Source organism: Kitasatospora sp. NPDC051984, assembly GCF_044593455.1.
Classification (GTDB): domain Bacteria; phylum Actinomycetota; class Actinomycetes; order Streptomycetales; family Streptomycetaceae; genus Kitasatospora.
On sequence record NZ_JBIUCB010000002.1, the window covers coordinates 539,370 to 565,233 of the forward strand.

At 71.6% G+C, this 25,864-nt stretch carries 17 protein-coding genes and 2 pseudogenes; 11 read left to right on the forward strand and 8 right to left on the reverse strand.

Translation table 11 applies throughout. The annotated features are described in order from the left end of the window. Window positions 1-99: 99 nt before the first annotated feature. On the reverse strand, window positions 100-693 hold the full coding sequence (locus tag ACIHEI_RS06250) for a phospholipase D-like domain-containing protein (RefSeq protein WP_396605820.1): 594 nt from the start codon (window positions 691-693) through the stop codon (window positions 100-102). Window positions 694-949: 256 nt separating this feature from the next. Beyond that, a pseudogene (locus ACIHEI_RS06255) lies at window positions 950-3,403 on the reverse strand (DEAD/DEAH box helicase); the annotation flags it as partial. 235 nt (window positions 3,404-3,638) lie between these two features. Here ACIHEI_RS06255 and ACIHEI_RS06260 point away from each other — a divergent pair. Then, complete coding sequence (locus tag ACIHEI_RS06260; RefSeq protein ID WP_396605821.1) at window positions 3,639-3,830, forward strand: hypothetical protein; 192 nt, start codon at window positions 3,639-3,641, stop codon at window positions 3,828-3,830. After that, window positions 3,788-4,765, forward strand: a pseudogene (locus ACIHEI_RS06265) (hypothetical protein); the annotation flags it as partial. The gene ACIHEI_RS06260 and the pseudogene ACIHEI_RS06265, both read left to right, overlap by 43 nt. 193 nt (window positions 4,766-4,958) lie before the next feature. Here ACIHEI_RS06265 and ACIHEI_RS06270 read toward each other — a convergent pair. Next, entirely contained in the window at window positions 4,959-7,745 is a 2,787-nt protein-coding gene (locus tag ACIHEI_RS06270; RefSeq protein WP_396605822.1) for a SpoIIE family protein phosphatase, read from the reverse strand. Between the two features lie 94 nt (window positions 7,746-7,839). On the opposite strand from ACIHEI_RS06270, the gene ACIHEI_RS06275 reads away from it, so the two are divergent. Further along, a complete protein-coding gene (locus ACIHEI_RS06275) occupies window positions 7,840-8,097 on the forward strand; it encodes a hypothetical protein (protein WP_396605823.1) in 258 nt (85 codons plus the stop codon). Between the two features lie 178 nt (window positions 8,098-8,275). On the opposite strand, the gene ACIHEI_RS06280 is transcribed toward ACIHEI_RS06275, so the two are convergent. Beyond that, window positions 8,276-9,394 carry an RICIN domain-containing protein gene (locus ACIHEI_RS06280; RefSeq protein WP_396605824.1) on the reverse strand — a complete coding sequence of 373 codons (1,119 nt, stop codon included), beginning with the start codon at window positions 9,392-9,394 and terminating at the stop codon, window positions 8,276-8,278. Between the two features lie 430 nt (window positions 9,395-9,824). Then, window positions 9,825-11,576, reverse strand: coding sequence for a CocE/NonD family hydrolase (locus tag ACIHEI_RS06285; protein WP_396605825.1), 1,752 nt, complete (start codon window positions 11,574-11,576; stop codon window positions 9,825-9,827). On the opposite strand from ACIHEI_RS06285, the gene ACIHEI_RS06290 reads away from it, so the two are divergent. From ACIHEI_RS06290 to ACIHEI_RS06320, 7 genes are all read left to right on the forward strand, one after another. Next, window positions 11,512-11,940, forward strand: coding sequence for a tyrosine-type recombinase/integrase (locus tag ACIHEI_RS06290; RefSeq protein WP_396605826.1), 429 nt, complete (start codon window positions 11,512-11,514; stop codon window positions 11,938-11,940). The two genes, ACIHEI_RS06285 and ACIHEI_RS06290, sit on opposite strands and share 65 nt — an antisense overlap. Window positions 11,941-12,381: 441 nt before the next feature. Beyond that, window positions 12,382-13,371 (forward strand): alpha/beta hydrolase, encoded by a 990-nt coding sequence (locus ACIHEI_RS06295; protein WP_396605827.1) that lies wholly within the window; start codon window positions 12,382-12,384, stop codon window positions 13,369-13,371. Window positions 13,372-13,382: 11 nt separating this feature from the next. Further along, window positions 13,383-14,903 (forward strand): peptidoglycan DD-metalloendopeptidase family protein, encoded by a 1,521-nt coding sequence (locus ACIHEI_RS06300; protein WP_396605828.1) that lies wholly within the window; start codon window positions 13,383-13,385, stop codon window positions 14,901-14,903. Window positions 14,904-14,998: 95 nt separating this feature from the next. After that, complete coding sequence (locus ACIHEI_RS06305) at window positions 14,999-16,384, forward strand: hypothetical protein (protein ID WP_396605873.1); 1,386 nt, start codon at window positions 14,999-15,001, stop codon at window positions 16,382-16,384. A 291-nt stretch (window positions 16,385-16,675) separates the two neighbouring features. Then, window positions 16,676-17,443, forward strand: coding sequence for a serine/threonine protein kinase (locus ACIHEI_RS06310; RefSeq protein WP_396605829.1), 768 nt, complete (start codon window positions 16,676-16,678; stop codon window positions 17,441-17,443). 12 nt (window positions 17,444-17,455) lie between these two features. After that, complete coding sequence (locus ACIHEI_RS06315; protein WP_396605830.1) at window positions 17,456-18,808, forward strand: serine/threonine-protein kinase; 1,353 nt, start codon at window positions 17,456-17,458, stop codon at window positions 18,806-18,808. Window positions 18,809-18,978: 170 nt separating this feature from the next. Next, window positions 18,979-20,049 carry a BTAD domain-containing putative transcriptional regulator gene (locus ACIHEI_RS06320; RefSeq protein WP_396605831.1) on the forward strand — a complete coding sequence of 357 codons (1,071 nt, stop codon included), beginning with the start codon at window positions 18,979-18,981 and terminating at the stop codon, window positions 20,047-20,049. A 49-nt stretch (window positions 20,050-20,098) separates the two neighbouring features. On the opposite strand, the gene ACIHEI_RS06325 is transcribed toward ACIHEI_RS06320, so the two are convergent. The 3 genes from ACIHEI_RS06325 to ACIHEI_RS06335 all read right to left on the reverse strand — a co-directional run bounded on the left by ACIHEI_RS06325 (window position 20,099) and on the right by ACIHEI_RS06335 (window position 24,459). After that, on the reverse strand, window positions 20,099-21,181 hold the full coding sequence (locus ACIHEI_RS06325; RefSeq protein WP_396605832.1) for an alpha/beta hydrolase: 1,083 nt from the start codon (window positions 21,179-21,181) through the stop codon (window positions 20,099-20,101). Between the two features lie 53 nt (window positions 21,182-21,234). Further along, a complete protein-coding gene (locus ACIHEI_RS06330) occupies window positions 21,235-23,697 on the reverse strand; it encodes a penicillin acylase family protein (protein WP_396605833.1) in 2,463 nt (820 codons plus the stop codon). A gap of 93 nt (window positions 23,698-23,790) precedes the next feature. Beyond that, a complete protein-coding gene (locus ACIHEI_RS06335; protein WP_396605834.1) occupies window positions 23,791-24,459 on the reverse strand; it encodes a cutinase family protein in 669 nt (222 codons plus the stop codon). A 914-nt stretch (window positions 24,460-25,373) separates the two neighbouring features. Between ACIHEI_RS06335 and ACIHEI_RS06340 the strand changes: the two genes are divergently transcribed. After that, window positions 25,374-25,856, forward strand: coding sequence for a cytosine permease (locus tag ACIHEI_RS06340; protein WP_396605835.1), 483 nt, complete (start codon window positions 25,374-25,376; stop codon window positions 25,854-25,856). Window positions 25,857-25,864: the final 8 nt, after the last annotated feature.

A 25,864-nucleotide genomic window follows, 5' to 3' on the forward strand; every position in this document is an offset into this window, starting at 1 on the left:
TCCCGTTCCGGCAGATCGCGCCGGTGCGCCCCGGTCCGTATCCGGTGCAAAATCACGTCGATCACCTGCCGGTGGGAGCGCCACCACCAGCACCCGGATTCAGCGGGTTCCCCGCTTGGGCCGGGAGGTCGTGAACCGGACGGGAGCGGTCCAGGCGCGGTCGCCCTTGCGGGCGGGGCAGGCCTTGTCGTAGCAGCGCCAGTACCAGCCGGCTTTGCCTCGTCTGAGGTCGAGTTGGTTTCCTCGGCAGCCGGCGCATTTCGGAGGGCGGGCGAAGTCCTCGGCGTGCTCGTGGTCGAGGATCTTGCGGGCGAAGTGGGCGCCTCGCACGGTCAACATGATCTCGCGGGAGTGGCTCTGGGAGAGGGTGTTGAGGCTGCCGAGCAGGACGGTCCGCTCGTCGATGACGACGATCTTCTGGTGCATGACGTTGACAGGGATCACCGAGGGGGTGACGGCCTTGAGTTCGTCGAGGTACTCGGTGAAGCGCTGTTGGTTCTGGTCGCTCTGGTCGCGGACGAACACGGTGATCTGCACCCCGCGGCGTACGGCGTCCTCCAGGGCGGGGAGCAGGCTGCGTACGCGCTTCGCGACCCACGGGGTCCAGATCCACAGGGAGTGCTGGGCCTCGGCGAGGCGGTCGGCGAAGGTCTTGTGAAAGGAGACTTCGTCCTGGACGTCGGCGATCTCCACGTGCCGGCTGAGGATGTCCGCGAGGCGGGCGCCGACGGGTCCCAGTCTGGGGGTCTGGGCGGCGAGCGGGGTGATGAGGTCGGCGGCCCGGACGGTGCGGACGGAGCCGGCGGCGATGAGGTCGCGGACGGCACCGAGGGCGGTGTCGCTGCGGGCGGCCGCGATGCGGCTGCGGCTGCCGATGAGGTAGAGGCCGGTTCTGGACGCGGGTGGCGGCGACGTTGAACAGCCGCACGCCGTTGTTGACCCACTCTCCGGCTTCCGGTCGGCGTGCGGCTTGGGCCATCCACATGCCGCGGCCGTGCTGCTCTTCGACGAGGTCGAAGATGACGACGGGGAATTCGCGGCCTTGGAAGCGGTGGGCGGTGCCGACTTCAGCGAGCAGGCCGGAGTCGCCTTCGATGTCGCGCAGGGCCGCAAGTGTTGCTTCTGCCTGGGCTCCGTAAGGGGTGACGATGCCGCTGGTATCTCCGTCGGCGCGGTGGAGTTCGACGAGGGTGCGGGCAAGGAGGAGTCCGGCCGGCCACCAGCCGCTGGCCGGTCCGAGGCGGTGGACCTGGGCGAGGCTGCCGAGTCCGTCGGTGTCGACGATGACGATCTCCGCGTCGTCGCCGTTCCTGGTGCGGGCGCGGGCTTGGACGGTGGGGCCGCCTGTGAGCAGACCGTCGTAGGCGAGGGTGTTGGCCAGGCGCATGACGTCCGGGCCGAAGCGGTGTTGGACGTCGAGGCTGATGCATCCCGGGTGGGCGTGGGCGGCGGCGGGGGTGGTGATGCGGCAGTGGTCGAAGACCTCGGTCAGCAGCCAGCGGCGGATGTCGGGGCGCTGGTTGCCCTTGAGCACCTCGGGCAGGACCGGACCGAGCTGCATGAAGTCGCCGAGGAGGACGGCGGTGCTCTTGGCTTTCGCGACGGCGAGGAGGACTTCGGGCAGGGTGGCGGCGCCGACCTCGTCGACGAGGACGACGTCGTAGGGGCCTTCGAAAACGGTCGGGTTGGTGCGGAACCTGGCGAGGGTGGTGGCGACGAGGCGGGCTTCGCGGATGATGTGGCCTTGCGCGTCGCGGGCGAGGCGTTCGTACTGATCGTGGAGTTCGCGGTGCTGCCGGAGCAGCGCGGGCTGCCGGGCGGTGTCGGCGGCGACCAGGGGTCGCAGAGTCTCGGCTTCGCGGTGGGTGGCGGGATGCCCGCAGCGGTCGGCTTTCTTGACGTCGTCGACGGCGGCCAGGGTGAGGCGCAGCTCCTCGTCGAGGTGGACGATGCGGGCGGCTGCGTCTTCCTCCTGTGCGCGGGCGTGCCGGAGGGCGGCGTCGGCCTGGTGCAGTTCGGCGTCGATGGCGGCGAGGTCGTCGCGGGTGAGCGGGGTCGACCGACTGAGCCGGGTGATGGCGGTGTGGGTCTGGAGCCGGTGGCGGTCGGCGAGGGCCCGGGCTTGTCTGGCTTGCTCAAGGGTGTCCTGCTGGCGTGCGAGGGCGGCGTCCCGGTGCTTCTCGGCCGCGGCGATGGCCTGCCGGGCTTTGAGTCTGGCGAGGCCCTTCCTCGATTCGAGTGCGTCCAGCGCCTGTTGTGCTTCGGCCAGGTTCTGGCGTGCGAGGAGGTCACGGGCCTCGGCGCTGGTCGCGGCCTCCTCGACCTCGGCCGCTTCGGCCTCCAGTGCATCGATCTGCGCCCAGGCCGTGCGGTGAACAGCAGTGTCGACGCTTCGCCGGGCGGCTTGCTCGGCGCGGTCTTGGACCTGGGCGAGGAGGGGTTGCAGTTCCCGGTGCCGGTCGGAGTGGGCGGCGAGTTGCGCGGTGAGGTGTTCGGCTGCGAGTGCCGGGTCGTCCAGGCGCCGGCGCTGCCGGGTGTAGTGGTCGGCGTCGAAGCCCGTCAGGCGCGCGGTGAGGGCGGCGAGTTGCCGGGCGCGCTGCTGCAGGGCGCTGAGTTCGGCGGCCACGCTCTCGCGCTGCCCGTCGATGGCGGCAAGCTTGGCACGGACCATGAGTGGCAGGCACACCTGGGGGTCGTCGGCGATCTGCTTGAGGTGGGGCGGGCCGACGCGGACGAGCTGCCCGGGAGAGTGCCGTTGTTCCTTGACGACGCCGAGGAGGGCGTTGTCGACGGCGATGTTGGTCGCCGACACCAGGAGCACGCGCTTTCCGGCGGCGATGAGGTCGCTGATGGCGCGTTTGAGGACGGAGGTCTTGCCCGTGCCGGGCGGCCCCCACACGAGCCACAGTCCCGTGCCGAGGCAGGCCCGGTAGGCGAGGTCCTGGGCGGGCAGGAGGACTCCTTGCGGCAGTCCGTGCGGGGAGAGGCGGCCGCCGGGTTCACCGCGGGCGAGGAGGCCGGCGAGTCCATCGTCAGTAATGCCGGCGATGCCGTCGCGGAGGGCTTTGGTGAGGAACGTCGCCGGTTGCTGGTAGAGCCACAGGCACGGGTCCGCGGGCTCGGCGAAGTCGGGGACGCGCACGCGCAGGGCGGTGCCGTCGTGCGTGACGTCCAGGACGGGGTGGCCGTCTTCGACGGTGTTCTCGTCCGGTTCCGCGAGGCGCAGGCTGTCGGTCTGCAACTGGTCGGCGTTGATGTTCAGGCCGCGAACGTCGACCGCGTACTCGCCCGGCCCGGCGACGACGGCCCGGCCGAGGATGCGCCACTGAGCCTTCCGTCCGGCTCCGCCTTCCAGGGAGAGCCAGGAGTCGAGCGCCGTCACCGTTTCCTCGCGCCAGCCCACAGTCCCCCCAGAAGGCGTCCCTCAACGGCCTATGTCCTACCACCAGGGGCCGTTCGTCGGAGGAGTAACGCCAAGATCCGATCCTGTGACACTGGGTAGATGGCCACACGAGGGCGCGATACCAGCCAGTTCCAGCCAGCAGCACCTGACCGCCGCCCGACCACGGCACCGGCAGGGCGCGGCTGGCGCGTCGCCAGGTTCACACTGGGCTGTGCGCCGCGTTGTAGCGCTCAAGATGACGACTGAACTGCTGGAGATCCTCTTCCGCCCAATCCGCGAGGCGCTCCAGAAAGGCCAGGCGGCGGTACGCGTTGGCCTGCTCCCCGACCTTGCGGCCGGCAGTCGAGGGGCGCAGGATCTGGCCCCGATGGTCGTCGGGATCGGTCTCACCAGGGCGCCTTCCACCAGCCGGAGCCCCACCACCTGAAGGTCGCCGTGGTGGGCACCACCGCGCCGGACCAGGTGCTGGCGCAGACCCTCAAGGACCGGGCGGGCGACGCGCTCGACGTCACCACCCTGCCCGACCGGCAGAGCGCCGAGCAGCAGCTGCGCGACCGGGACCTCGTCGGCGCGTACGTCCCCGACGCCAACCGTCCGGAACTGCTCGTCGCCAAGGGCAACTCCGACACCTCCGCGATGGCCGCGGAGGCGGTGTTCCAGCCCGTCGCCGCGCACCAGGGCGTGCCGCTGGCGGTCACCGACGTGGCCCCGCTCGCGGCCGGCGACCCGACGGGGCAGGGGCTCTTCTTCCTCCTGGTCGCCCTCAGCATCGGCTCCTACGCCAGCGTGGCGGTGATCGGCACGGCAGGCGCGGCCCTCGGCATCCGAGTGCGCGCACTGGTCGGGCTGGCGACCTCGCTCGTCGTCAGCGCGATCGGGATCGTCACCGCGGGACCCGTGTTCCACATCGTCGACCACCAGCAGGTCGCGATCTGGGCGCTCGGCTGGCTCTACTCGGCGGGCATCGTCGCCATCGGCACCGGCCTGCACGTCTTCCTCAAGCGGTGGACCACGCTGACCATGATGGTGCTGTTCGTGATGCTCAACTTCACCACCTCCGGCGGCATCTACCGTCCCGAGCTGCAGAACGGCTTCTTCGGCGCGCTGCACGGATTCTGGAACGGCGCCGGATTCATCGAAGGCGCGCGCAGCATCCTGTACTTCGACGGTGGCGCGGGCCTCGGCGGGCGGGTGCTCTCGCTCGCGCTGTGGCTCGTGGTCGGACTGGCGCTGCTCGTCGCCGCCGGTATCTACGAGCAGCGGCAGCGGACTGCCGCGGTGACCGGTCCGACGGCGGAGCCCAGGTCCGACGAACTCGCCGAGGACGAGCTGGAGGAACTGGAGGAGACCGTCGCGGTCTGACGCGAGCGCGCCGCTGAATGCCCAAGGGACGGCGCATCCCTCCGCAAGACGGGCAACGAGTCCTTCTCGCTGACGGATCGACAGCAACGGAGTGGATTCCTCGACACCGGAGAATTCACGGCGCGCGGCCCGCAGCACCGGCGGCACGGTCTCCTCACGCCAACGCGTGTCGGCGTTCCGGGCCTTCGCGGGCTCACGGGTGCAGCTCGCCGAAGCCCTCGAACCGGAACTCCGGCGCGACCAGCGACTGTTCGGCCCAGATGACCTTGCCCCGGGCCGTGTACCTGGTCCCCCACCGCTCGGCCGTCTGCGCCACCAGGAACAGGCCCCGGCCGCCCTCGTCCGTGGTGGCGGCGTAGCGCAGGTGCGGGGCGGTGCTGCTGCCGTCCGAGACCTCGTGGACGAGGCTGCTGTCGCGCAGCATGCGGACCCGGACCGGCTCGGTGCCGTAGCGGATGGCGTTGGTGATCAGCTCGCTGAGGATCAGCTCGGCGGTGAAGGACAGGTCCTCCAGTCCCCAGGCGGCCAGTCGGTCGGCGCACTCCTTCCGGATGCGTGACACCGAGGCGAAGTCGAACGGCACGTCCCAGCTGGCCACCTGGTCGGCTTCGAGCAGCCGGGTGCGCGCGACCAGGAGCGCGATGTCGTCGGTGGGGCGCGGCGGCACCAGCGCGTCGGACACGGCCTGGCAGATGTCGTCCGGGGAGTGCCGGACATCGGCGCCGGCCAGGGAGCGGCGCAGTGCCTCCAGTCCGGTTCCCAGGTCGCGGTCGCGGTTCTCGACCAGCCCGTCGGTGTAGAGCACCAGGGCGGTTCCGGGGGCCAGCCGCAGGTCGGCGGTTTCGAAGGGCAGTCCGCCCACGCCGAGCGGCGGCCCGGCCGGCAGGTCGACGAACTCGGCGCTGCCGTCGGGCTCCACCAGCACCGGCGGTGGATGTCCGGCCCGCGCCATGGTGCATTCGCCGGACGTCGGATCGTAGATCGCGTACAGGCACGTGGCGCCCGTGACGGCCGCCCGCTCGCCCCGGCCCCCGATATCCCGCTCTCCCCCGGAGTTCTCCGCCGGGTCGAGGCGGGTGACCAGTTCGTCGAGGCGGGCGAGCAGTTCGTCCGGGGGCAGGTCGAGGGCGGAGAGGTTGAGGACGGCCGTGCGCAGGCGGCCCATGGTGGCGGCGGCGTGCAGGCCGTGGCCGACGACGTCCCCGACGACGAGCGCGACGCGGAAGCCGGGCAGCGGAACGACGTCGAACCAGTCCCCTCCCACCCCGTGCAACGCCGGCAGGTAGCGGTAGGCCGCCTCCAGGGCGCTCTGCTCGGGCAGTGCTCCGGGCAGCAGGCTGCGCTGCAACGCCTCGGCCATCGTGCGCTCGCGGGTGTACCGGCGGGCGTTGTCGAGGCAGACCGCCGCGCGGGCGGCCAGCTCGTCGGCGAAGGAGAGGTCGTCCTCCTCGAACGGCGGCGACCCCGCCCGCCAGAAGTGGACCGTGCCCAGGGTCGTGCCACGGGCCCGAAGGGGTGCGCAGACCAGCGAGTGGACCCCGTACGAGAGCACCCGGTCGGCCGCCTCCGGGCTCCGCGCCCGCCAGGCGTCGGACCCGCGCAGGTCGGCGACGAGCGCGGCGCGCCCGGTGTCCAGCGCGATCTCCTCCGGGGTGCCGGGGCGCGGGTCGAGCCGCGAGCCGATCGGGAAGAACGGCCAGTCCTCGTCGACGCCGCCGACCGCGACGCGGCGGATCCACAGGCCCTGCGCGGTGCCCGGGTCCGGGGGCTCCTCACCGTTCAGCACGGCGTCGGCCAGCTCGACCGTGGCGAAGTCCGCGAAACCGGGAACGGCCACGTCGGCCAGCTCCTGCGCGGTCCGCGCCACGTCCAGGGTGGTGCCGACCCGCAGCCCGGCGTCGTAGAGCAGTTGCAGTCTGGCCCGCGCGGTCTCGGCCTGCCCGGCCAGTGCGCGCAGTTCGGTGGTGTCACGGACGGTCGCGACGCTGCCCGGCTCTCCGCCGAACGGTGCGGTGGGGCGGTTGTTGACGGCGAGCAGCCTGTCCCCGGCCCGGTGCACCTCGTCGGTGGCGGCCCGCCCGGACGCCAGCAGCTCGGCCAGCGCGGGGGCGAGCCCGAGCTCGGAAACGGCCCGTCCCTCCGCGTCGGGCGGCAGTTCGAGCAGCCGGCGGGCCTCGTCGTTGGCCAGCAGCACCTGTCCGTCCCCGCCGACGATCAGCACACCCTCGCGGACGGCGTGCAGCACCGCGTCGTGGTGCTCGTACATCCGCGTCATCTCGGCCGGGCCCAGGCCGTGCGTCTGGCGTCGCAGCCGCCGCCGGGCCAGCGCCGCCCCGCCCGTGCCGACCGCGAGCGCGGCCGCCGCACCGCCGATCAGGATCGGCAGCTGCCGGCCCACCGCGCTGCCCACGTGGGCGACGGTGATTCCGACCTGGACCACGCCGGCGACCGAGCCGTCCGGCCGGTGGACCGGCGCGCCGGACTCGACGACCCGCCCGACGGGCGTCCGGAAGCTGTCGGTGGTCGGCCCGGCGAGGGTGTGCTCGAACGGACCGATGACGTGCTTCCCGATCAGGTCGGGGCTCTGGGCCGAGTAGCGGATCCCGGCCGGGTTGGCGAACACCACGTAGTCGACGCCGCCCTCCTGCACGACCTTGTCCGCCAATGGCTGCAGCACCGCGGTCGGATCGGGACCGTCCATCGCGCTCACCACGCCGGGGGCCCGCGACAGGGCGACGGCCACGGCCCGGGTGCGGCCCGCGGCCTCACCGGTGGCGGACCGCCGGGCCTGCAGCACGAGCGCCGTCAGCGCCACGCCGACCAGCAGCAGCACGACCACCAGCAGCACCACGAACACCTGCCCGGCAACGGTGCGCACCCGCAGCCGCGAGCGCACCCCGCTTCGGGCGGATCGCTGTCCGTCCGACCCGCCCGGTCCGGCACCCCGAGCATTGCCGTCCGCTGCATTCATCCAGGCCATCCCCGCACATCCGGGTCCCAGCTCCTTCCACGCTGCCACCCCGCCCGATGTCGCGCACAGCAGGAGAATCACCAGAGGTCCGACGGAGCACGGCATGGCCACCACCGAATACGTCAACGCGGACTACCCGGTCCCGACGAACCGGTTCGTCCTCGACATCGACGGCGACGGCAAGACCGACGGCGTCTTCGCCTCGGTGTCCGGGTTGGAAGCCGGCGTCGAGAACATCCGTGAAGCTGTCCGGCCAGAACCTGGACGGCACGAGTGGCGAGGGGACCGTCGACGAGGTCGTCCTGTCCGCCGATCGGCTCGCCGTCATGTTCCACTGACGACTCGGCCGCTGCCCCCATGAGGGCACCGGTCCGGCCCCTGCCCTCCTGGGGGAGGTCGTCCTCGGGCGACGGCAGGGCGTGCCAACAGGACGGGGCCCGCCCCCGCCGCGAGGTCGGCCGCCAACCACCATGTCCCCGCAGGCGTGCCACCAACGTGCCCCGGGAGACCGCGCCAAAGGGAGCCGACGGGGGGCCGTGTCAGCTCTTCTCGTCGTCGGCCCAGGTGATGTCCATCTGGTCGATGAAGTAGCGGCCGTCGAAGCAGAGGAACACCTTGGAGCTGGTGTCGTTGTCCGCGATCCAGGTCTTGTTCCACTGCACGACGGTGCCGGCGCCGTCACGCTTGGGGAAGTAGAGGCCCTCGCGGCGCTCGGGCCGGTTGTAGAAGCCGTGGCCGTTGGCCAGCCGGTACGGCGTCCGGACGAGGGCGCCGTCGTAGTCGTCGAAGAGGGCTGCGGGGAAGTTGGTGCGGGCGACGAGTTTCGGCGGGACGTAGTGGACGTCGACCTCCTCGGAGTCCACGTAGCGGGCGGGTTCGCCCGGCAGCCGGTGGAAGGCCTTGCGCGCGGCGCCGGCCCGCTCGTAGCTGTCGGTGAAGGTCACGAGACTTCCCTCCCGTCCCTCCTCGTACCAGTCCCCTTGCGAGTACTGGTCGAAGTCGAAGGTCTCGATCCTCGTCCCCGGGGCGAGGAGCTCGCCGGGCACCTCCCGGAAGATCGTCTCCCCGAAGATCTGCTCGACGATCCGCCCGTACCTCTCGTAGCGGCGGGCCGGCACCCGGACCCGGCCGGTCCCCACCGGCAGGTCGGTGGCCTTCGGCGCCGGAGCGGGCTCGGGCTCCGGCGGCGGGAAGGGCGCCGGAGCCCAGGCGGTGCAGGACAGGTCCTGGGCACCGGCACCCTTCTCCAGCACCAGCGGCCCGCCCGGCCGGTCCGCGGCGGGGTCGGCCAGGCCCAACAGGCAGTCGGAGGCGTCGTTGATCGCCATCAGCCGGCCGGTGCCGCTCTGCACGTAGGCCCGCCACATCTGCCGCCAGTACGAGGAATCACTGCCGTCGTCGGAGAACTTGGGCCGCAGAGTGACCGCTGCGCCCCGGCTCGTCTCCTCGGCGGTCAGGTAGAGGCCGGTGGCGGCGTGTCGGATCCGATGCTGGACCACCCGGAACCGCTCGGCCACCCACCGCTCGCCGTCACCGCCCGTCTCCGGCCCGAGCACCACGGGGGTACCCTCCGGGCTACCCGCCGCGGCACCCGCCACCAGGCCGGGAATGCGATGCAGGCGGAGCGCGAACGCCTCCGCAGGCCAATCGACCAGCATGGTGAACACCCTCTCGACACAAGGGACATGACACAACGTCACACCATGATCACCGATTTGAACACGGCTGCGCCAGACGCATCGGAGCCGCCGCTCCCCTGATCCGCGAGTCGGCCGCCGAGCAGGTAGGCCCGCGTCGGCAGCCGATGGTGTTCGTCGCCGCGACCTCGACCGGGGAAGGTGAGCCACGCGAACCCGCCGCGGCCCCCGAACTCCGCACCGGCAGACGGGCCGCGGGCGACTCCACCGGGATCGCCCGCGGCCTCAGTGTCGTCGCCATCGACATCCGCAGAGCCCGGGGGGCGTCGACCCGCGCCCGATGTTCCGCAGGTGGCAGATGACGGCCGGCCGGCCCGCAGACGCCGGTGCATCCGGTCCGCTTGCGGATTGACGGGCCGTACCGGCTGCGGGGCCCTCCCTGGCGCGGGCGTCAGCTCAAGGGAGAGAGCGGGACGTCGAGGTAGGACTCGGCCCCCTGGGGAGAGGTGATCTCGATGCTGGTCGGGGTGGAGTTGGCGTCGGCGAAGAACTCGTCGTGGGTGCCGATGACCAGCTGGAGCACCCGGCCCCCGGCGAGAGCGTAGTGGGCAGGCTGCAGGGGGAAGGTCACGGTGGTGGCCTGCCCGGCCTGCTGGTTGGTGAGGGTGTACGGGGCGTGGGTGATGACGGCGGCCTTGCCGGTGGCCGGGTCGCAGTCCAGCAGGTAGGCCACGATGGTGGCGTCCATCGCCCGCGGCTTCACCGTCACCCGCAGCTCCAGGTCGCCCTGGACGCGCATGGGCTGCTCGAACGGCGCGGTGGTCCAGATCGCGGCGAGCTCGCGGTCGATCTCGGCGGTCTTGCAGAGGTGGGGCAGGCCCATCCGCTCGGCCAGGCCGGTCTGGACCAGCTTCGGGGCGACGACGGCCTCGGTGCCCCGGCCGGTGGCCCTCACGGAGCGGGACCAACCGGACTGCCCGTCGCCGTCGGACAGTTGGCCGTCGCTCTGGCCGGCGTCGTCCGCGAGGTGGAAGCGCTTGCGCGGCAGCGCGTAGTCCGCCCAGCTGTCGTGGCGGAGGTCGGACAGGAGGTCGTGCATGTACTCGGAGCGGATGCCGAACTGGGGCGTGGCGCCGTCGCCGGCGGCGCCGCCGAGGTGGTGGTCCATCCAGCGGTAGGCCATCTCGGTGGGCTTGGAGACCAGGCCGAACAGGCCGGGGAGTTCACCGTTGCCGTGGTCGCCGACCTGGACGAGCAGCGACTTGGGGCCCGTCAGGTTGCTGAAGAGGTCGATGACGGCGGGCACCGAGAAGATGGTCTCGTGCCAGGCGGTGGTCAGCAGGATCGGCGTGTTCGCGCCGTTGTACGCGTCCAGGTGGTGCCTCGGCGAGCGCACCCGGGCGAACTCCCTGACCTCGTCGTCGACGGTGTTGCTGCGGATCTTCTCGATGATGCCGCGGAACTCCTTCGAGCAGCGGTCCTCACCGAAGAGCTGCACGAGCGCCTCGAAGGCCTTCAGGTGGCGGGTCCCGTTCTCGTACAGCGAGGCGAACAGGTCACCCCAGGAGCTGGTGCCGGCCACGGCCTTGATGCGCGAGTCCTTCGCGGCCGCCAGCAGGCTCGTCCCAGCACCGTAGGAGGAACCGAAGAACCCCACCCGGTCGGGGTCGACGCCGTCCTGTCCGACCAGCCAGTCGACGACCGCGCCGGCATCGGCCACGTCCTGCGGTCCGGCGACGTGGATCTCGCCCCCGGAGCCGGCCAGGCCGCGCTGGCTGTAGGCCAGCACGGCGTAGCCGCCCAGAGTCCAGCGCGCCGGAGCATGCCGAGGGTGGATCTCGGCGATCGCGTCCTGAGCACGCCGCTTGGGCCGGAAGCCGTACGAGCACGGCAGGAAGTCCGCCTCGAAGAACGGTTCCAGCACCAGCTTCAGCGCCGCCTGGACGACCCGGTCCGCAACGGTCGGGATACCCAGTCGCCTGAGCTTTCCCGACCCGCCCGGTTTCGGGATCTTGCGCTCCGGCACCGGAAGCGGCCGGAACGAGCCGTCCTTGAGACCGGCCCGCAGGCCGTCCAGGAACCCGGGCACGCCCACCTGCTCGGCGACATCGGCGACCGTGAGGCCGTCCACGCCGGCGGTGCGCGCACCCCGGTTTCCCGCGACCCGGTCGAACGCCACGATCAGCGTCGCCGGATCACACACGAAGTTGCGTCCTGCTGCGACAGGATCGGCGGCGAAGGTCTCTCACCTCCACTCGGACCACAGCGCCTCACGGCGCACGCACGACCTGCGCCACGGAGCCGCAAGCCTCGCATTGACCGGCGGCTGCGATCCGAAGGTCATCCAGGCCCAACTCGGTCACTCCACCATCATCACGACCGCGGACACCTACACCTCGGTCCTGCCCCAGACCGCCCACAACGGCGCCGAAGACACCGCCAGAGTCGTCATCGACGCCGCCCGGACGATCTCCCGCAGCATCCGCCACCAGCCCAAACGCCGCCACCGCCGAACGAATCTCCACTCGGCCACCCACACCGCCGCCAGAACCCCCCTCGCGGCGTAGCCAATTGAGAGACCAGCAGATCCCTTGTCGCCCCACCCGGGGCCCACCACCGACCCATCAGCGACCCGAACACGACGAAGGGCGCCCTCCCGAAGGGAGAACGCCCAGGTCAGGAGGCATTTTGGTCTAGTGGGCCGCCAGGGCTCGATCCCTGAACCTACGGACTAAAAGGGCCGGACCCACCGCTGCCTCGGCCGCCGCTGAACCCCCGCCGACCCGGCCGTCGCCGTCCGCTGGTCCGCCCGTCCGCAGGTGGGGTTTTCGAGGCTGTCGGCCGGCCGGCCCGGTCAGGGGACAGGCGCCAGTCTCGGGCGACGGGTCCGCTCCTGTCAGTCCGTATGGTTCCGGGTTCTGCGCCGCGCGGAGCGTGGCTACCGTCCGAACCGCTCGATACCCGGCGGTCCGGACAGGCCCGCCGTCACGCGCCTTCAGGAGGTCACGTTGACCGCGCACCACCCCACCCGTAGGAGCATCCTCAGGTCGGCCGGCGGGCTCGGCGCCGCGCTGGCGCTGGGCACGGCGGGCTCGTTGGCGTCGGCGAAGCCCGCGGCGGCGGCCGGCAACGGGTTCGGCCTGACCATCGTGGACGGCAACGAGGGCGACCCGCGGATGTGGTACTACCGCTTCCAGACCTCCGCGATCGGCTGGAACCCCGCCGTGAACGTGCTGCTGCCGGACGACTACTGGACGAGCGGGCGCACCTACCCGGTGCTGTACCTGTTCCACGGCGGCGGCACCGACCAGGACTTCATCACCTTCGACCGGATGGGCGTCCGCGACTGGACCGCCGGCAAGCCGATCATCGTCGTGATGCCGGACGGTGGCCACGCCGGCTGGTACTCCAACCCGGTCAGCTCCAACGTGGGGCCCCGCAACTGGGAGGAGTTCCACATCAACCAGCTGCTGCCGTGGGTCGAGGCCAACTTCCGCACCTTCGCGGAGTACGACGGCCGCGCGGTGTCCGGCTTCTCGATGGGCGGATTCGGCGCGCTGAAGTACGCCGCCAAGTACTACGGCCACTTCGCCTCGGTCAGCGCCCACTCCGGCCCGGCCAGCCTGCGGCGGGACGGCGGACTGGTGGCGCACTGGGCCAACGCCTCCTCCGCCGCGCTGGACCTGGCGGGCGGCACGATCTATGGCGCGCCGCTCTGGGACCAGGCGCGGGTGACGGCGGACAACCCGGTGGAGCGGATCGAGAGTTACCGCAACAAGCGGGTCTTCCTGGTGGCCGGTACCAGCCCCAGCCCGGTCGACTGGTTCAGCAGCGTCAACGAGCCCCAGGTCCTGGCCGGGCAGCGCGAGTTCCGCTCGCTGCTCGACCAGGCCGGCATCCCCCACGATTCGCACGAGGTGGACGGCGGCCACATCATCCGGCCGGATCTGATGCGGCTCGACATCGACGGCATCATCGACCGCCTGCGCAAGGCGTGAGGAGCGCTCGGATGTACTCCTCGTTCTCCCGCCGCGCCTCGCGGCTGGCGCTGGCCGCGGTCGCCCCGCTGCTGCCGGTCGGCGTGCCGGCCGCCCCTGCCGAAGCAGCGGCCGCAGCGGCCGCCGGGTTCGCGGCCTCCTGCCCGGCCGCCGGGTTCATCTCCCAGGGCTACACCCCGGAGCACAACGGCATCGACATCGCCAACGACTACGGCACCCCGATCTACGCGGTCGGCGACGGCCAGGTGCTGGCCTCCGGCCCGGCACAGGGCTACGGCCAGTGGATCCGCATCCTGCACCCGGACGGGACCATCACCGAGTACGGGCACATGCAGGAGCGGGACGTGTCCACCGGCGACCACGTGACGGCCGGTCAGCTGATCGCCCGGATGGGCAGCGAGGGCGAGTCCAGCGGCCCGCACCTGCACCTGCGGGTCTGGGCCGACGCGAACGCAACCGTGCGCACCGACCCGATCGGGTACCTCGCGGACCGCGGCATCGGCATGCCCTGCACGCCGGGAACCGGTCCTCGCCCCGCTCCGCTGGTGTATCCGGCGCAGTCGGGGAAGGTGGTGTCGGCCCGGTCGGCGGACGGTCGGCTGGAGGCATTCGCGGCGGGGGCGGGCGGTGTGTCGCACGCCTGGCAGACGGCGGTGAACGGTGCCTGGTCGGACTGGGAGAGCCTGGGCGGTCCGGGCGGGGCCGAGTTGACGATCGGTTCCGATCAGGACGGCCGGCTGGAGATGTTCGCCCTCAACGGCAGCACTCTCCAACACCGTTACCAGCTCCAGCCCTCCGGTACCTGGTCGGGTTGGGACACCTTCGGCGGTGGCGGTCACGCCGTCGCCGCCGGCGCCAACCAGGACGGCCGGCTGGAGGTGTTCGCGTCCGGCCCCGCCGGGTTGTTCCACAAGTACCAGACCGCACCGAACGGAGGCTGGTCGAACTGGGAATCCGCCGGCGGCGGGCCCGCGAACAGCGAGATCGCGCTCGGCAAGGCCCCCGACGGCCGGCTGGAGGTCTTCGCCCTGAACGGCAGCACCTTCCAGCACCAGTGGCAGACCGCCGTGAACGGCACCTGGTCGAGCTGGGAGACCTTCGGCGGCGGAGGACACGACCTCACCGTCGACCACAACCAGGACGGCCGCCTGGAGGTCTTCGCCTCCGGCTCCGCCGGGGTCTTCCACAAGTACCAGACCAACCCGACCACCTGGTCCGGTTGGGAAGCCGCCGGCGGACCCGCCGACTCCCAACTCACCAGCCAACCGACCGCGGACGGCCGCGTCGAGGTGTTCGCCCTCAACGGCAGCACCGCGCAGCACACCTGGCAGACCAACCTGAACGCCCCGTACAGCCCGTGGGACACCTTCGGCGGAGCCGGCACCGAAATCACCGCCACCGCCAACGCCGACGGACGGATCGAGGTGTTCGGCACCAGCAGCGCCGGTGTCTACCACAAGTGGCAGACCGGCTTCTCCACCTGGTCCGACTGGGCCTGGCTCAACACCACCGCCGGACCCGCCGTCAGTTGAGGAGCGATCACTTGACCAGCACGCACCGCGCCCACCGGGCGCCCCACCGTGTCCTGCTGTCCGCCTTCGCCGCGCTGGCCGTGGCGACGGGCCTGATGGTCGGCACCACGCCCGCGTCGGCCGCCACCGGCATCGACCTGTGCGCCGAGGTCGGCTACAACGCGGGCTTCCGGGGCGACGCCCTGGTGACCGCGATCGCCGTCGGCATGGCCGAGTCCAGCTGCGACCCGTTGGCGTCCAACGTCCAGAACAACACCCCGCCGTCCCGCGACCGCGGCCTGTGGGAGATCAACGACTACTGGCACCCCGAGGTCAGCGACGCCTGCGCCTTCGACGCCCAGTGCAACGCCAACGCGGCCTTCCAGATCTCCAACGGCGGCACCAACTGGCAGCCCTGGTCGACCTACAACGAGGGCGCCCACCGGCGCTACCTGGGCGCGGCCCAGGCCGCCGCGGACCGCCTGGGCCACCCCGCCCCGGGACCCGCTCCGCTGGTGTATCCGGCGCAGTCGGGGAAGGTGGTGTCGGCCCGGTCGGCGGACGGTCGGCTGGAGGCGTTCGCGGCGGGGGCGGGCGGTGTGTCGCACGCCTGGCAGACGGCGGTGAACGGTGCCTGGTCGGACTGGGAGAGTCTGGGCGGTCCGGGCGGGGCCGAGTTGACGATCGGTTCCGGTCAGGACGGCCGGCTGGAGATGTTCGCCCTCAACGGCAGCACTCTCCAACACCGTTACCAGCTCCAGCCCTCCGGTACCTGGTCGGGTTGGGACACCTTCGGCGGTGGCGGTCACGCCGTCGCCGCCGGCGCCAACCAGGACGGCCGGCTGGAGGTGTTCGCGTCCGGCCCCGCCGGGTTGTTCCACAAGTACCAGACCGCACCGAACGGAGGCTGGTCGAACTGGGAATCCGCCGGCGGCGGGCCCGCGAACAGCGAGATCGCGCTCGGCAAGGCCCCCGACGGCCGGCTGGAGGTCTTCGCCCTGAACGGCAGCACCTTCCAGCACCAGTGGCAGACCGCCGTGAACGGCGCCTGGTCGAGCTGGGAGACCTTCGGCGGCGGAGGACACGACCTCACCGTCGACCACAACCAGGACGGCCGCCTGGAGGTCTTCGCCTCCGGCTCCGCCGGGGTCTTCCACAAGTACCAGACCAACCCGACCACCTGGTCCGGTTGGGAAGCCGCCGGCGGACCCGCCGACTCCCAACTCACCAGTGAGCATTCGCCGGACGGCCGGGTGGAGGTGTTCGCCATGAACGGCAGCACCGCGCAGCACCTCTGGCAGACCGCCGTCAACGCGCCGTACGGTCAGTGGGAGACGTTCGGCGGCCCCGGCACCGAGGTCGGCGCGGCAACCAACGCCGACGGACGGATCGAGGTGTTCGGCACCAGCAGCGCCGGCGTCTACCACAAGTGGCAGACCGGCTTCTCCACCTGGTCCGACTGGGCCTGGCTCAACACCACCGCCGGACCCGCCGTGCCCTGACGGCCCTCCCGGGGCACGACCGCGACCGAGTCCGCGACTGCGATCGCGCCCCCGATCGACACCTGTCGACGGGCGGGAGCACCGGTGCTCCCGCCCGTCGGCCGTTCCGTCATCAGGCACTCGGCGGCGCTGCGGCCCTGACTGTCCGTCCGGCGCCCCGCACTCCCCGTCACGTGGTCTGCGCCACCACGCGGTTTATTGTCATGCTCAAGGAGGTAACGTTTGGTCCGTCTGGCCACCACCGGCAGGCCGAACGGTGCAACGGGGAGCAGCGCGCGGGACGGAGGAACGGTGAGCGGAATTCTCGTCCACCTGCCGGAGGGGAACGGCGAGGACGCGGTGACCCTGCGGCTTGGTCCGGGGGAGCGGGCGCGCTTCGGCCGCGGCTCCGCCCGTACGCCGGTCGAGCTCCGGCTCGGCGACGAGACGGTCTCCCGGCTCGCCGGCGAGATCCACGCGACCGACGACCACTGGCAGTTGAGCAACCTCAGCGACACCCACTCCTACCTGGTGGAGAACCCGGAGGGCGCCGGCGAGTACCTGCGGGTGCCGCCCCGGCGGATCGGCGCGCCGATCCCGTTCGAGTTCTCCCGGGTGGTGCTGCCCTCGCGACGGGACACGCCGCTGTCCTTCCAGGTGTTCGCGCCCGACCACGTCTACCTGGACGCCCACGCGCTCGGCCGCGGCTCCTCGGAGAGCCGCACCATGACGGCGTACTCGCTGGACGAGACCGCCACCTACTTCCTGGTCCTGGTCGCGCTCTGCGAACCGTGGCTGCGCGACCGCTCCCCAGCCGCCGTGCCCACCACCCCCCAGGTGGTCGAGCGGCTGCGCCTCCACCCCGCCTGCGCCCGGCTCACCGCCCGCGCGGTCAGCTCGCACCTCGACTATCTCGCCGACGAGAAACTCCGCATCGACCTGCCCGACGACGCGGTCCGCGCGGACCGGCGCAACGGCAAGCGCGAGGCCGTCGTCGGGCTCGCGCTGAAGTTCGGCATCGTCCGCGAGGAGCACCTCGCGCTCTTGCCGCGCCCCGAAGCCGCCGCGCCCGGACGGTAGGAGGGGGCTCCGATGGTGCACGACCCGTCCTGCCACGGGGACGGCGAGGACCTGCTGCCACCCGGCCACCGGATCGGCGACTGGACCGTCACCGAGCCGATCGGCGAAGGCGGCTGGGCGACGGTCTACGCCGCCCGCCGAGCCGATGGAACGACCGGCGGGGACGGAGAGGACGGCTCGGTCGCCCTCAAGGTGCTGCCGACCGCCGGACTCGCCCCCCGCCAAGCCCGTCAGGTCACCGAAGCCGCCCGCCGCGAGGCCGAGTTGGGCCGCACCGCCCCGCACCCCCGGCTGGTCCGCCTGCTCGACACCCTGGTACTGGCCGCCCCCGACCACCCCGCGCTCGACGGCGCCATCGTCCTGGTCATGGAACGCGCCCGGTGCACCCTGCGCGACCTGCTCGCCACCGGCGTCGACGAGGCCCGGGGCGCCCGGATCATCGCCGGCATCTGCGAGGGCCTGGCCCACCTGCACCGCTCCGGCTGGGTCCACACCGACCTCAAGCCCGAGAACGTCCTGATCGGCCGGAACGGCGAGGTCCGCCTCTCCGACTTCGGCCTCGCCATCGAACTCACCGGCACCCACGGCCACGCCGCCCCCATGGGCACCCCCGACTACCTCCCGCCGGAACGCTGGAAAGCGCCGCTCGGCGCGGACGGCGTCAAGATCCGGGCCACCGCCGATATCTGGGCGCTCGGCATCGTGATCCACGAGGTGTTCGCCGCCGGCGTCCCGCCCTTCCCGGGCGCGACCCCCACCGCCCGCAGCGCCGCCGCCCAGCAGTACGCCGAGGGCCGCGCGGCCCTGCGGCTGGCCCCGGTCGTCCCGCCGTTCTGGCGCGACCTCGCCGCCGACTGCCTCGCCCCCACCCACGCGGCCCGCGCCCCGCACACCGCCGAGAGCCTGCTCGCCCGGATCCGCGCCCACCGCCCGGGCCGCCGCCCACGACCGCGCACCGCCCTGCTGGTCCTCGCCACCTGCGCCACGGCCGCCGTCACCGCCACCGCCACCGCGCTCTGGCCGCACCCCGCTCCGGCCCGACAGCCGGCCGAACACCCGGCTCACATCAGGGTGTTCAACGCCGAACGCAGCTGCCAGGACCGCGCCGACCGCGACCCCCAGTGCAGCCTCGGCCTCGCCGTCGACCCGACGCGCCCGTACACCGCCGGCAACGTCATCCCCACCCGCGTCTGGCACAACGACGTCCTCGACGCGGACTGCCAACTCCCCACCGGCCTCCCGATCATCGACGAGGAGGACCGCACCTCCACCCTCTGGTACCGCATCCGCCTCCCCGGCCCCGCCACGGCCTGGCTCCCCGCCGTCCGCACCAAGGACCGGCCCACCCTCGTCGGCTGCCCCTGACCGGGAAGCCCCCGACCAGGAACCCTGACCAGGCGCGCATGCCCCACTGCCTGCGGCGCGGACCGTCGGCCGCGCGCCTCCGGATCGTTCCGGATTCCGGTCCCTGAGTCCCCGTCACTACCTTCGACCGTGCCCGCCGGACCGGCCGGCCCGGAGTCCAGGGAGCAGCGATGCCGACGACCGCCACCACCAGCCGGCCCGGCTCCGCCCCGCTCGGCCCCCAGGAACGCGAGGTGCTCCGCGCGGTCGGCTGCGGCCTACGGGACGACGAGATCGCCGCCGCCCTCGCCCTCACCGAGGACGCCGTGGCCGGACAGCTCGTGCGGATCCTCGGGAAGCTGGGGCTGCGCGACCGGGCCGCCGCCATCGTCCACGCCTTCGACTGCGGGCTGGTCTCCCCCGGCTGCGGCCCCCGGACCGGGCTGGGGAGCCCGGGGCCGCAGCGCACCGCCCGCCGTACGGCCGGACCGAAGGTGCAGATCTCCGTGCTCGGACCGCTGCGGGCCTGGCGGGACGGACGGCCGCTGGACCTGGGGCACCTGCGCCAGCAGGCCGTGCTGGCGGCGCTGGCGCTGCGCGCGGGGCGGACGGTCAGTCAGCAGGAACTGCTGGACGGGGTGTGGGGGTCGGAGCCACCGGTCACCAACGTGGTGCCGGTGCACGTCTACCGGCTGCGCAAGACCCTGCGGATCGGGGACAGTCCGGACTCGGTGATCGGGCACGACCGGCGTGGCTACCGGCTGGTCGCCGACGCGGCCGAGGTGGACCTGGCCCGGATGGAGAGCCTGGTCACCGATGCCGGGGCGGCCCATCGGGCGGGAGACCCGGTCGAGGCGGTCCGCCTCTGCACCCGGGCGCTGGACCTGTTCCGCGGGGAGCTGCTGGCCGGCCTGCCCGGTCCGCTCGCCGAGTCGGAGCGGCTGCGGCTCGCCGAGCGCAGGATCGCCGTCGCACAGCGGAAGTCGGAGTGGCAGCTAGGGCTGGGTCAGTGCGCGGAGGCGATCGCCGAGTTGTCCGCGCTGTCCGCCGAACACCCCCTGAACGAGCCGGTGGCGGCGATGCTGATGGGTGCGCTGTACCGGTGCGGCCGGCAGGCCGACGCCCTGGCCGTGTTCGGCCGCGCGCGCCGCCGGCTGGCCGAGGAGCTGGGGGTTCCGCCGAGCCGGATGCTGCGGCGGACGTACCAGATGATCCTGTGCGGGGACGAAGCCGGCCTGGGCCTCACCGCCGTCACGCGGTGAGGCCCGGGCCGGCCGTGGCGCCCCGGTCACCGGGGCATCACGGTCACGGTCAGGAGGCGAAGGCCCGTTCCAGCCGGGGGATCAGGTCCCTGAGGTCCTGTTCCCAACAGCCGGCGCTGTGGCCGCCGTTGCACTGGGTGCCCCAGGCCGAGCCGTCGCCGTAGTCGACGTAGTAGTAGGGCATGCCCAGGGCGTCCATGTGGTCCTTGACGTGCTTGGAGGCGCCTTCGAGCCAGAACTCCAGGTCGGTGGGCACGCCGCGGCCGTTGCCCACGTAGATGGAGACCCCGACACCGGAGAGCTTGTCCATGTGCTGCGACGGGTCGGCCGCGTTCCACCGCCAGTCCGCGTTGAACACCGGGTAGGGCGTTCCGAACAGGGCGTCGCTGTCCACACCGGGCTTGTACGGGTCGTTGTTCGGGTCGCCGCAGAACCCGGAGGCCGAGCCGCAGAGCGCCCCCTGCGCGTCGATCAGGGAGGCGACGACGGCCAGCCGCAGGTCCATGGAGTCGACCGACAGGTCGATGTCCCCGGACAGGGACGCGGTCTGGCTGAACAGCTCGGGACGGTCCTGGGCGTAGTGGAGGGCCCCGAACCCGCCCATCGAGACGCCGGCGATCGCCCTGGCCTTCTTGGTGGCGACGGTCCGCAGGTTCGCGTCGATGAACGGGATCACCTGGTTGAGGTGGAAGTTCTCCCAGTTCTGGGCTCCGACCTGGGTGTTCTGGTTGAGCCAGTTGGCGTACCAGCCCCGGGCGCCGCCGTCCGGGATGACGGTGATCATGGAGTTCGAGCTGGTCAGCGCCGGATAGTTCTGCTGGACGGGATCGTCGGGCGAACCGTGCAGGAAGTACAGCACGGGGTAGCGCCTGTCCGGGTCGTCGTAGTAGCCGCTCGGCAGGACGATCTTGATGTGGTGTTTGCCGGTGACCTCGGGCGTGGTCACGGTGAGGTAGAAGTTGGTCGGTCCGCCCACGGCCGGTTCGACCTGGGTCAGGCCGAACCTGTCCGCCATCGGCGGCGGCGCCCCGGTGCCACCGGCGGCCCGCACCGCACTCGTGGTCGTGGCCGTTCCCACGATGGCGGCCAACAGGGCCACCACCATGCGCCACCGGCTCCATGTCCTGCTCACGGTGTTCCCTCCTCGCGGGTGTCGCGGGTGTCGTGCTCGCGCGGCGCGGAACATCAGTCCAGCACCTTGATCTCCAAGGCCGGTGAGGCCGCGATCTGGTCCTCCGTGTACCGTTCGGTCACCCACTGGCGGGCCGAGAACAACTTGGTCTGGTCCGCGTAGTGCGGCGAGTTCGGGTTGGCCGACTGGGAGTAGGCCAGCAGCGAGGCGGACCGCGGCGGGCCGTCCGCGGTGAAGCTCGTCTGCTGGATGAAGCTGGAGCCGAAGGTGACGTCCAGCTTGCCGTCGACCGTGCCGAAGGTGACCACGTTCAGCACGCCCAGTTCGTGGATCGCCCCGTGGATCGGGATCTGCTCACCGTTGCGGGTGATCTTCTGGGTGTCCGACAGCGGTGCGTTCAGCGGGATGCCCGCGTTGCGCAGCGCGAGGACGGCCCGGGCGAGCGAGTTGCGGACGGCGTCGTTCCCGGCGTCCAGCGAATTCGGCGTGTGTACCGGGTCCTTGGGGTCGAACGGGACCCGCCACGGCAGTTTCTCGATCGCCTGCCCATTGCCCAGGAAGTACCAGAAGTTCTCGAACAGCAGGGAACCCCGGCTGTCCGTACCGTACTTGTGGTTCCAGGCGGCCAGGATCGGGCAGGCCTCGCTGATGTTGACCAGGTTGCCGTCCACCAGGACCAGCCCGAACGGGGCGCCCTGGCAGGCACTCACCGTGGCATTGAGGGCCAGGTCGGCGGCCCGGCTGTTGTCGGAGAACAGCAGCTGCCGCATGTTCTCCGGGGTGAAGCCCCGTCCCGGCAGGCCGTCGTTGCCGTCGATCCGGTTCCGCGCGGTCAGGATCAGCTCCTGGGTGCGCAGCGTGCGGGCCGTCCCGCTGTCGCCCATCACCCGGGGGTAGGACAGCGGCTGGTCCGGATTGGCCAGCCAGGCGCTGTCGTTGGCGTTGCCCACGAAGTCGGACCGGATCAGTCGCGGCTGCTTGTGCGGGTCCAGCAGGCCCGGCGCGACGGCGTTCGGGTCGTTCGGCCAGTCGCACTCGCTGCGCTTGCCGTCGAAGATGGAGATCGGCGGCACGTTGGGCAGCCGCAGTACCTGGTTGAACAGCGCCTGGCCGGTCAGGGTGAGGCACGACTGGGCGTGCTCGTCGGTGATGTTCGGGGCGGCCTGGATGTCCGCGTACAGCGCGTTGCCCTTGCGGTCGGTGGCGACGGTGTTGAAGAAGGGCACGCCCTCCGTCGTCTCCAGGGCGTTCACCACGTCGTTGACGTCCTTGGCCTGGTCCAGACGGAACCAGGTGTTCAGGGCCCGCAGGTTGTCCATGTTCGCGTCGCGCACCGCGTGGGCGCTCACCACCCAGGGCAGCGGGTAACCCTGCATCGAGGTGGTGATCGGGCCGTAGCGGGTGGACCACAGTGTCCTGGTGACCCTGCCGAGGGAGCCGTCCGGGTTCAGCACGTCGACGCCGACCTGCTGCGAGGTCATCGGCGTCCAGGCGCCGTCCACCAGGTAGTTGGTGGGGTGCAGCGGGTCCACCTGCACGTCGAACAGCCCGAACGGGGCCACCGTGGCGACGGTGTGGCTCCAGGCGACGTCGTCGGTGTGGCCGATGTTCACCGCGGGGAGGCCGAGCAGGCTGGCCCCGGAGACGTTGAACTTGCCCGGGATGGTCAGCTGGCTCTGCCACATCCGGTTCTTGCCCTGCCACGGGAAGTGCGGGTTGGCCAGCAGCATGCTGGTGCCGCTGCCCGCGGACATGCCCTGCGAACCGACCGCCAGGGCGTTGCTGCCCATGGCGCCCTGCTGATGGCTGGCGGCGATCGCCTCGCTGATCTTCGCCGCGGTCTCCTCCGGCGACACGGCCGGGGCGGCGGGGGCTGCCGAGGCCGAGGCTCCAGGGGGTGCGGCGTTCACCTCGCCCTCCAGCAGCGGATCGGCGACGCCCATGATGATCTCGGCGTGGGCGTGCCGGTAGACGTCCAGCTCGGTGATCGGCCGCACCCAGGCCTTGCCTCGGCATGCCGGGTCGGAGATGTTGTCCACGCCGGTCTCGGCCAGGTAGCGGTTGTACCCCCGGACGTAGCCGCTGATGGCCTCCTTGACCTCCGGTTCCGGCCCGTTGGGGGCGGGCTGTTCGAGCTGCCGCTCCACCACCCGGTTGTCGTTGATCCGCTGGAAGTAGAAGTCGCTGTTGAGGTTGGTGGTGGTGTTCTGGTTCTGGCCGGGGCTCGTCCTGCCGTCCGGCCCCAGGTAGCGGGACCGCTGGGCGTTCACCATCAGGTAGGTGTCGGCCAGGGTGCAGATGTTGTCCTTGGCCGCGGCATACCCGTAGCCCTCCCCGATCCCTCCGAGGGTCGAGGCGATGATGTGCGGGATCCCGTACTCGGTGTACCGGATCGTCGGCTTGTCCGGCCCCGGTGCGGCGGCGGCCGGTGCCCCGACCGCCGCCATCGTGCTCATCAGTGCCATCGCGGCCATGACCGCGATCGGCAGCCTTCCCTTGACTCTCCTGCGTGCCATCGGCCGTCCTTCCCCTGTCGGTCCGGGCACTTGACTGAACGCGGCCAGACTAGGGAGGGTCGATGACAACCCGATGAAGCGGGCGCCCCGTGGTTACGCGGGGTACCAGGCGCCGTTGTACCAGACCTCGTTGGCACTGTCGTTGTGGTGGTCCATGTTGAAGTCTTCGGGGTAGTTGTGGATGTGGTTGTACGGGTAGGTCCAGATGCCGGCGGACTCGTCGCAGACGTAGTCCCAGTGGCAGATCGTCTTGACGGGGATGTTGCCGAAGAACTTGTCGGCGCCGGCGAGCGGGGCGCCGATGACACCGCCGAACGGCACCGCCCCGCCGTTGGCTCCGGGCGGGCCCTGACGCTTGGGGTCCGAGATGAGGATGGCGTTGACGTTGCCGAAGGTCTGCCAGTTCTCGGTGACCCAGACGTGCACCACCCCGGCCCCCAGGGAGTACCCGGCCATCTTGACGTGCTGGTCCGGACAGGCGGCGCGCTGGTCACGGACCAGCCGGTTCAGCTCGTTGACGCCCGCCCGGGTGCTCGCGCCGTTGGGGATCTGGGTGGGATAGCCGACGTGCTGCTGGATATTGCCGGTGAAACCATCGTTGTTCCACGAGCTGCCGGTGCCCCCGACGACGATCGTGTAGGTGCCGTCGCACGGAGCGGTCACGCGAGTGGCGGCAGCCTGTGCCGTGGCCCCCTGTGCCGCCGTAAGCCCGGCGGTCAGCAAGAGTCCGGCCGCCGCGGCCACAATCCTTCGTGCTCGCATGTCAATCCTCCCGAAGCAGTTGGCCCACCCGTCCACGCTCCGGCGCGGCACCCGGTCGACCGAGGTCACCCGACGACCGTGGCAGCACCCGATGACATCCCGATGAAGCCTCACCCGGGCGCAGCGGACCGCCCCTCGTCCCGGCCCCCGAGCACATCGACACCGCGCGTCCGACCCGCAACCCCACGAAGCCCCCGCTCATGCCCCGGCCCGCGGCGGCCGAGCGGCATCTGTGGACCGAGGAGCCGGCGGCTCGCTTTCTGCGCTTCACCCATCTCGTCGGCCCTCTGTATGCCGACCCCGCTGAGCCGGTGATCGGCACCGGCAAGCGCAAGGGCGAGGCCCTGGCCCTGCGCCGGGACGACGTCGCTCAACCCCGAGGTCACCACCGGCGCTCTCCGAGCACTTGTCGCCTCATTAAGGGGTCGTCCCAGGTCAGGGTGCCTCTCGGCCAGCTGGTGGTCGCAAGCTGGTCGCGGGTAACCACTCAACGCGACCGACAATGGATACGCCGAACAACCTGCACATCCATCGTGCCGAGACCTCCCTGGCGGCGTGTCGTCCCGCGCGTGTTACGTCTCGGACTGCTCCCGATACCTCCCCGCGGACGTCCCGGCCAGGGAGGTCATCGGGTGGACGTACCTCGGCGCGACCGGCTCCGCGGTCTGGCTGATGTCGCTGGGAGCGCTGATCGCCTTCCGTGCTGCCGACCCCCGACGTGATCGCGAGCCTGCGGCAGGTGGGCAACGACATCCTGCCGGGCTTCGGGGCCTTCGCCGTGGTCGTCTCCTCGCTGGCGCTGATCTCGATCATGTCGGTCAACGCCTACGGCGCGATGCTGGCCTCCACCAGCGCGGTGGACGCCTTCCGCAAGATCCGCCAGACGGTGAAGTCCCGGATCGCCAGCCGGCATCGTGGTGATCGAGCTGGTCGTCTTCGTCGTCGCGCTCGCGCTGCCCGCCGACTACCTGAGCAACTTCAACAACTTCGTGCTGCTGATGCTCTACCTCCTGATCCCGTGGACCGCCGTCAACCTGGTGGACTTCTACTTCGTCCGCCGCGGCCACTACGCGATCACCGCGATCTTCGACCCGAAGGGCATCTACGGCCGCTGGTCCTGGCAGGGCCTGACCGCTTACACCGTGGGCTTCGCGGCGATGGTCCCCTTCTTCGCCACCTCGTTCTGGACCGGCCCGGCCGCCGAGGCTCTCGGCGGAGCGGACATCTCCTTCGTGGTCGGCCTGATCGTCTCCGGCGTCCTCTACTACGCGCTCACCCGCGGGCTGGACCTCGATGCCGAGGCCGACGCGATGGCCGCCAGCCACCGCGAACTGGAGGGCGAGGACGCCCACGCCCCCGAAGACGGCCCCAATTCTGCCCTGGGGGTCCGAGAGTGAGCCTCCAC